The sequence below is a fragment of the Acidovorax delafieldii 2AN genome (genome assembly GCF_000175235.1).
In the GTDB taxonomy this organism is placed as follows: Bacteria; Pseudomonadota; Gammaproteobacteria; order Burkholderiales; family Burkholderiaceae_C; genus Acidovorax; species Acidovorax delafieldii_B.
Genome location: NZ_ACQT01000172.1, coordinates 1 through 7,953, shown reverse-complemented (window position 1 = coordinate 7,953; position 7,953 = coordinate 1). Strand labels below are relative to the sequence as shown.

The following is a 7,953-nucleotide window of genomic DNA, read 5'->3' as shown; positions in this document are numbered from 1 at the left end:
ACGCGCCGGCGGTCGCACGCGGAGGGTGGTGGCTGGCACCGATGTGCCACCGCCGCAGCGAGGTGGACGCGCGGCGCCCAAGCCCAACCCGCAGCCTCAGTGGTCACACCATGCGACCACCACGGCGGGTTGTCAATCAGGCGACGGTCCGGCCTTGGCCCGCACCCGGTGCCGCTGGTACGCTGCGTCGCCATGGAGACAACAAACACTACCCCCCCGTTCATTCCCCAGATCCGCCTGTACCAGACGTGGCTGCGCGACCAGCGCGGCCTGGCGTTCGACAGCTACGACGCCCTGTGGTGCTGGTCCACCACCGACCTCGATGCCTTCTGGCAAAGCCTCTGGGACTATTTCGACATCCAGTCGCCCACGCCGCACACCGCCGTGCTGGCCCGCAACACCATGCCGGGGGCGCTGTGGTTTCCCGGGGCGCAGGTCAACTACGCACGCCAGGCGCTGCGCCACGTCGATGCGGCGCACGCCGCGGGCCAGCCGGCCATCATCAGCCGCAATGAAAAAGGCCTGCACCGTGAACTCTCCTGGCCCGAACTGCGCCGCCAGGTGGCCTCGCTGGCGCTGCACCTGAAGGCCCAGGGCGTGCAGCCGGGCGACCGCGTCGCCGCCTACCTGCCCAATGTGCCCGAGGCCATGATCGCCTTCCTGGCCACCGTGAGCATCGGCGGTGTGTGGAGCATCTGCGCGCCCGACATGGGCACCCACGCCGTGCTCGACCGCTTCCGCCAGATCGAGCCCAAGGTGCTCATCGCGGTGGACGGCGTGACCTACGGAGGCCGCGACCACGACCGCCGCAGCGTGCTGGCCGAACTGCGCGAGCAGCTCCCCAGCGTGCAGCACGCCCTGCTGCTGGGCAATCTGGATGCTTCTGTTTCAATAGCTGGCTGGGTAGACTGGGAAAGCGCTACAGGCCGAAATGATGCCGAAGTTGCGGCTTTCGAGCCGATGTGGCTACCGTTCGACCACCCGCTGTGGATCGTTTACTCCAGCGGCACCACGGGCCTGCCCAAGCCCATCGTGCACGGCCATGGCGGGATGATCCTGGTGGCGCTGCAGCTCAAGGTGATCCACAACGACATCGGGAGCAGCTATGCCCTCAACAGCTTCGGCGAGCGCTACCACTGGTACAGCTCCACGGGCTGGGTGATGTGGAACGCGCAGACCAGCGGCCTGCTGTCGGGCACCACCTGCGTGATCTTCGACGGCAACCCCGGCGGCAGCAAGGAACACCCCGACTGGGGCGTGCTGTGGCGCTTTGCGGCCGAGACGGGCGTCACGTTCTTCGGCGCGGGCGCCGCCTTCTTTGCCAACTGCATGAAGGCGGGGCTTGTGCTGGCGGACTGCGGCGATCTCACCCGCATCCGCGCGCTGGGCACCACGGGCTCGCCGCTGTCGCCCGAGGTGCAGGAGTGGGGCACGGCGCAGTTCGAGGCGCTGGGCACGAACGACATCTGGTGGAACAACATCTCGGGCGGCACCGACTTTTGCGGCGCCTTCATCGGCGGCCACCGCGAGCTGCCGATGGTGCCCGGCGAAATGCAGTGCCGCATGCTGGGCGCTGCCGTGGAATCGTGGGACGCCGAAGGCCGACCCGTGCAGGACGCGGTGGGCGAACTGGTCTGCGCGCAGCCGATTCCGTCGATGCCGCTGTACCTGTGGGGCGACCAGGACGGCAGCCGCTACCTCTCAAGCTACTTCGACATGTACCCCGCAGGCCACGGCCGCCAGCCCGGCGGCGGCGACGGCCCCGCGAGCATGGGTGCGGTGTGGCGCCATGGCGACTGGCTCAAGATCGGCGCCAACGGCGGCTGCATCATCTATGGCCGCAGCGATGCCACCATCAACCGCCACGGCCTGCGCATGGGCACGAGCGAGATCTACAGCGCGGTCGAAGCGCTGCCCGAGGTGCTCGACACCCTGGTGGTCGATCTGGAATACCTGGGCCGTGACAGCTACATGCCGCTGTTCGTGGTGCTGCGCCCGGGTAGCGTGCTTGACGAGGCCCTGCGCGCGCGCATCAACGGCGCGGTGCGCACGGCGCTGAGCCCTCGCTTCGTGCCCGACGACATCTTCGCCGTGGCCGAGGTGCCGCGCACGCTCTCCGGCAAGAAGCAGGAGCTGCCCATCAAGAAACTGCTGCTGGGCCAGCCCATCGAGAAGGTGGTCAACAAGGACGCGATGGCCAACCCGGGCTGCCTGGACTGGTACGTGGACTTTGCCGCGCGGCGTGCGACCTATGGCGCTTCATAAAACGTAGTTGGAAGCGCGCGATGGGCGCCCACTTCAGCGCATTTTCGTTGCCGTTTCGCGAAACCGCGCGGCTGCTGGTGACTCCGTGCCTGGGAGGTAGGCGAGGCACAAGGCCATGCTCTCGTCGGGTGCAAGATCGGCCAGTTCGCGGTACTCGATGACTTCGCTGGCATACCGGCGCATGACGGACGGGACCAGTGCAACGCCCAGGCCGCTTTCAACCAGGGCCAGGAGGGTCTGGACCTGCGTGGCCTCCTGGGTGATGCGGGGCACGAAGCCCGCCCTCTGGCAGGCAGCCATCGCCAGCGAGCGCAGGCTGGCCGCCATACCTTCGGCATACATGAGGAAGCCCTCTCCTGCGAGGTCGTGGACCCGGATGGTGTCGCGCTTGGACAGGAAATGCCCCTTCGGGAGGGCCAGGATGAGCCGTTCCGGCTCCAGTGGGAGCAGCGTTGCCGCCGTAGAGATCATAAGCGGCGTTCGCACCAAGCCCAGGTCGAGTGCTCCATCCTCCAACTGCTCGATGATGGACACCGAAGTGGCTTCGCGCAGCTGTAGTTCGACGGCAGGACAGAGAGCCCGGTAGGCGGGCAGCAGCCGCTGCAGCAGCCCGAAGGTCGTGGTGCCAACAAAGCCGATGCGCAGCGTTCCCCCGGTCCCAGCCATGGCGTCGCGGGCGGCGCCCAGTACTTGCTTCTCGTAGAAAAGCAGGCGCTTGGCCTCTCGCAACACCGCTTCTCCAGTGGTAGTGAGGGTCGCGCCTGCTGGCCCCCGGTCGAAGAGACGCGTGCCCAACTCTGCCTCGAGCTTCTGGATGGAGACGGACAGCGGCGGTTGAGCCATGTGGAGCCGTTCAGCCGCACGGCGAAAGCTTCCCGCTTGGGCCAGTACAACGAAGTGTCGGATGCGCTTGAGATCCATGGGCGAAAGGTGTGGAGGCAAGCAGCGCGCCATAGGCAGGCATGGGCCGGATGCGTTGAAAAAATTCAAATGGTATGGAAACCCGGCGAAGAGATACGTAACCAGTGTGTCAGCCATGCGTCGCCATTGGAACGTTCTCAAGAAGACTCTCTGGAAAACCACTACCGGCCATACAAATTGGGTATGGCATTCGCTCCAAACAATATTAGACGCAGCGACCTGCGATCCCTAATCTCGGCAGCATCGAAAGAAATGGCCCAGTAGGCAGGTGAACCGTGAGCGACTTGCATCCGGGTTTCAACACCGGTCGCTGTAGCCGGGTGTGTCCCTGATTGTTCACAGAAGGAGTTGGAGACATGGCGGGACCACTGGAAGGACTGCGTATTCTGGACATGACCTCGGTCCTGATGGGGCCGTTTGCAACGCAAGTGTTGGGAGACATGGGTGCCGATGTCATCAAGGTCGAGGCGCCCGAGGGCGACACGGTGCGTCACCTGGGGCCCATGCGGAGCCCCGGCATGAGTGCTGGCTTCCTGCACGTGAATCGAAACAAGCGCAGCGTTGTTCTGGACCTGAAGAACTCGGCGGGCCGCGCCGCGCTGCTGGAGCTTGCCCGAACCGTGGATGTTTTCGTGAGCAATGTGCGTCCGGCGGCGCTGGCACGACTGGGGCTGTCCTATGAGGACTTTCTAGAGGCCAATCCGTCCATCATCCACGTGTCCCTTGTCGGGTATGGACAAAACGGCCCCTATGCTGCGCGTGCGGCCTATGACGACATGATTCAGGCGGCTTGCGCCGTTCCGTCTCTGATCGCCGAGGTGGGCGATGGTGTTCCACGGTATGTGCCACTGGCCATCGTGGATCGCATCGTGGGCCAGGCAGCGGCCACGACCATCCTGGCGGCAGCCCTCCATCGCATGAAGACGGGCATGGGGCAAGCGGTCGAGGTTCCGATGTTCGAGACGATGGTGCCTTACGTCATGAGCGAACACATGGCGGGGCATACGTATGACCCACCTGAAGGCCGTATCGGATACAAACGTTTGCTGGCGCCCTCCCGGCAGGCCTATGCGACGGCGGACGGTCATGTCTGCACGGTCTTGTACACATCCAAGCACTGGCGCTCGTTTTTTCGACTCGTCGGTGCCGAGGAGCGCTATGCCGCAGACCCCCGTATGGCAACGATTGCGGCGCGCACGCACCACATCAGCGCGCTCTATGCGGAGGTGGCAGGCTATTTGCGCACCCGGCCGACCGCCTACTGGATCGAAGAGCTCACGCGGCTGGACATTCCCGTCATGCCCCTGCACACACTCGAGAGCCTCATGCACGACCCCCATCTCGCAGCGGTGGGCTTCTTCAAAAAGACGCTCCATCCCACGGAAGGTCCAATGGTGGAGATGGCGGGGTTGGGCAACTGGTCGCGCACGCCCCCCTCGGTAACGCGACCGGCGCCGCTGTTGGGCGAGCACACCGATGAAGTACTCAAGGAAGCTGCCAAGCTTGCGGCAACCACCGCAAGCCCAGCGTTGTAAAGAGGGGCAGTCTGAGCCCCTTTGGATGGAGAGCAGGGCCGCAGGGCCAAACAACGACAGGAGACATAAATGACAAGGACTTTGACGCGGCTTGCCGCCAGCTTCGTGGCCGGTGCTGCGCTGCTATCGATGAATGGGGTGCAAGCCCAGGGCGGCTACCCCAACAAGCCGATCCGCATGCTGGTGGCATTCCCGGCCGGGGGACCGACCGACGTCAATGCGCGACTGTTCGCCCAGTACATGACCGATAAACTGGGCCAGCCGGTCGTTGTGGACAACCGCCCCGGAGCCGGAGGCAACGTGGCCTCCACGGCGGCCGCGAGTGCCCCCAAGGATGGGTACACGCTGCTCTACAACACGTCGTCTTTCTTGCTGGGGGCGTTGATGTACAAGTCCGCGACGCACGATCCCCTCAAGGATTTCGCCACTGTGGCCAGAACGGTGGGTGTGCCTCTGGTCGTGGCGATGCACCCGAAGGTGCCGGCCAGCAGCATGCAGGAGTTCATTGCGCTGGCGAAGAAGAGTCCGGGGAGTATGAACTATGCATCGTCTGGCGCAGGCACCATCGACCACCTCGCCTTCGCGATGCTGGAAGCGCAGCTCGGCATGAAGCTCACGCACATTCCATACAAGGGCACTGCACCTGCGCTTACGGATCTGGTGGGTGGCCAGACGCAGACCTTCATGACGACGCTCAACACCGTGTTGCCTTTCGTGCAGAACAGGCAACTGACAGCGCTTGCCGTCGGCTCCAAGGTCCGTTCTCCCTTGCTACCCCACGTTCCCACACTCGCCGAATCCACCGGCATTGCGAGCGTTGAGCTCACCGCTTGGAACGGCATCGTGGTACCGACCGGCACGCCGAAGGAGGTCATCGAACGCTTGAACCAGGTGGTCAACGAGACGCTCAAGGATCCAGAATTCCTCAAGAAGCTCGAAGCCAACGGAGCAGAGCCTTATGGCGGAACGCCCGCGGCCTATGGGAAGTTCCTGGCAGAGGAGCAAGGCCGGTTCGCAAAGATCATCAGCGAGGCAGGGCTGGAGCGGCAGTAGGGCGCCTTTTTTTGGGGGCTCAACGGGGTTTCGCTGATGCTGCGGTTCAGCCCGGGCGATCCCAGTTCTGCCCCTCAACGCGCGACACGCTCGCAAAGCGCAGCGCGTGCTCGGTGAAGCGTTCCACCAGCCGGCTGGTTCCGCCCGCAAGCCGCGCGAGCGCGATGCCCACGTGAAAGCCCGGCGGGTTGTCGGTCAGCGCCAGGCACTTCACGCCGCGCGGCACCACCTGCCGCGCCACGCCCGCCACCAGGCCCACGCCCAGGCCCGAGGCCACCAGGCTCATGATGGTCTGCACCTGCATGGCCTCTTGCGCCACGCGCGGCGCAAAGCCCGAGAACTGGCAGCGCACCATGGCCAGGGCCGACAGGCTGGGCACCTTGTCCTGCGGGTACATGATGAAGGGCTCGTGCGCGGCCTCTGACAGCGCGATGGCATCGCGCTGCGCCAGCGTGCTGCGCTCCGACACTGCCAGCACGAAGTCGTCGCGGTCCAGCGGCAGCAACTCGAACGGGCTGGGATCCAGCACCGGGTAGCGCACCAGGCCGGCATCGAAGCGGCGCGATACCAGCCCGTCGAGGATTTCGGACGAGGTGGCCTCGGTCAGTTCCAGCTCGATCTTTGGAAAGCGCTCGCGCAGCGAGGGGATCAGCTCGGGCAGCAGCGCATAGGTGGCCGAGCCGATGATGCCCAGCCGCAGCACGCCGCCCTGGCCCTGGCGCGCGTCCATCACGGCCTGGCGGCACTGTTCGGCGTGGAACAGCGCAAGCCGCGCATCGGCCAGCATGGCCTGGCCCACGGGCGTGAGCAGGACCCCCGAGGAGCCGCGCTCGAACAGCGGGCCGCCCAGTTCCTCCTCCAGCTTGCGGATCGACACCGACAGCGGCGGCTGTGCCATGTGCAGCAGCTCGGCCGCCCGGTGGAAGTTGCCCGTTTCCGCGAGCGTGACGAACTGGCGCAGCTGCCGCAGGTTCATGCGATATCCAAAAAGTATTGATTATTCATTTTTTAATATTAGACAGCATGTGGGGCGGCTGACTAGAGTGCGTGCAGGCCCGATGAGGCCCCAAGAACCGAGAACCAAGGAGACAAATCCATGCATACGCGCAGAACCACCCTGGGTGCCCTGGCCAGCGCGGGCCTGCTGGCCGCCTGCGGCCTGCTCGCCTCTGCCGCACAGGCGCAGGCCTTCCCATCCAAGACCATCAGGTTCGTCGTGCCCTTCGGGCCCGGCAGCGGCACCGACACCTCGGCGCGCTATTTCGCGCGCAAGCTGCAGGACCTCACCGGCCAGGCCGTGGTGGTGGAGAACAAGCCCGGCGCCAACGGCTTCATAGCCGTCAAGCAGGTGCTGTCGGGCCCGGCCGACGGCTACACCGTCTTCATCGGCAGCAACTCCACGCTGGCGGTGAACGCGGCGCTGTTCAAGGAGCTGCCCTACGACCCGGTGAAGGACTTCGCGCCGCTGACCATGATGATGCGCTCGCCCGCCATGCTGGCCACGGCCCCGCAGGCGCCCTTCGCCGACCTCAAGGGGCTGGTCAGCTATGCCAAGGCCCACCCGGGCAAGGTGAACTTCGGCGCGGGATCGGCCGGCTACCAGCTCATGGGCGAGCTGCTCAACGACACCGCCGGCGTGCAGACCGTGCACGTGCCGTTCAAGGGCGCGGGTGAGACCATGACCGCACTGGCCGGTGGCACCGTGGACTACGCCTTTGCCGAAGTCACGGCCGTGCAGGAGCTGGCCAAGGGCGGGCGCGTGAAGGTGCTGGCCGTGGCGGCGGACAAGCGCGTGGCCACGTCGCCCGACGTGCCCACCGCCAGCGAGGCCGGCCTGCCCGCCTTCGAGGCCTACACCTGGGTGGGCGCGATGGTCAACAGCAAGACGCCGGCGGCCGAGACTGCCAAGCTGGCCGAGCTGTTTACCACCATCTCCAAGATGGACGAGACCCGCGCCTTCTACGAGCGGCTGGGCGCCACTCCCATGACCGGCGGCCCCGCGCAGATGCACGAGTTCCAGAAGAACGAGATCGCGCTGTGGAAGCGCATCGTCACCCAGGCCAAGGTGCCGCTGCAATGACCCAGCCGGCCGCCCTGCAACCTGGCGCGCTGCAGCACGTGAAGGTGCTGGACCTGTCGCGCGTGCTGGCCGGCCCCTGGGCCGCCCAGACCCTGGGCG

6 protein-coding genes are annotated in these 7,953 nt (G+C 65.7%); 4 read left to right on the top strand and 2 right to left on the bottom strand.

Translation table 11 applies throughout. From position 1 onward, the window contains the following. Positions 1-192: 192 nt before the first annotated feature. The gene (locus tag ACDELDRAFT_RS16590; protein WP_005798938.1) at positions 193-2,265 is read left to right on the top strand and encodes an acetoacetate--CoA ligase; all 2,073 of its coding nucleotides are present in this window, start codon (positions 193-195) and stop codon (positions 2,263-2,265) included. A gap of 33 nt (positions 2,266-2,298) precedes the next feature. On the opposite strand, the gene ACDELDRAFT_RS16585 is transcribed toward ACDELDRAFT_RS16590, so the two are convergent. Then, positions 2,299-3,186, bottom strand: coding sequence for a LysR family transcriptional regulator (locus tag ACDELDRAFT_RS16585; protein WP_005798936.1), 888 nt, complete (start codon positions 3,184-3,186; stop codon positions 2,299-2,301). A 356-nt stretch (positions 3,187-3,542) separates the two neighbouring features. On the opposite strand from ACDELDRAFT_RS16585, the gene ACDELDRAFT_RS16580 reads away from it, so the two are divergent. Together ACDELDRAFT_RS16580 and ACDELDRAFT_RS16575 are read left to right on the top strand one after the other, a co-directional pair. After that, complete coding sequence (locus ACDELDRAFT_RS16580; protein WP_005798935.1) at positions 3,543-4,721, top strand: CaiB/BaiF CoA transferase family protein; 1,179 nt, start codon at positions 3,543-3,545, stop codon at positions 4,719-4,721. A gap of 69 nt (positions 4,722-4,790) precedes the next feature. Next, positions 4,791-5,774 (top strand): Bug family tripartite tricarboxylate transporter substrate binding protein, encoded by a 984-nt coding sequence (locus ACDELDRAFT_RS16575; RefSeq protein ID WP_005798934.1) that lies wholly within the window; start codon positions 4,791-4,793, stop codon positions 5,772-5,774. Positions 5,775-5,820: 46 nt separating this feature from the next. On the opposite strand, the gene ACDELDRAFT_RS16570 is transcribed toward ACDELDRAFT_RS16575, so the two are convergent. Beyond that, positions 5,821-6,750, bottom strand: coding sequence for a LysR family transcriptional regulator (locus tag ACDELDRAFT_RS16570; RefSeq protein ID WP_005798932.1), 930 nt, complete (start codon positions 6,748-6,750; stop codon positions 5,821-5,823). A 120-nt stretch (positions 6,751-6,870) separates the two neighbouring features. Here ACDELDRAFT_RS16570 and ACDELDRAFT_RS16565 point away from each other — a divergent pair, with 120 nt between their 5' ends. Beyond that, positions 6,871-7,854 (top strand): Bug family tripartite tricarboxylate transporter substrate binding protein, encoded by a 984-nt coding sequence (locus ACDELDRAFT_RS16565; RefSeq protein ID WP_005798931.1) that lies wholly within the window; start codon positions 6,871-6,873, stop codon positions 7,852-7,854. Positions 7,855-7,953: the final 99 nt, after the last annotated feature.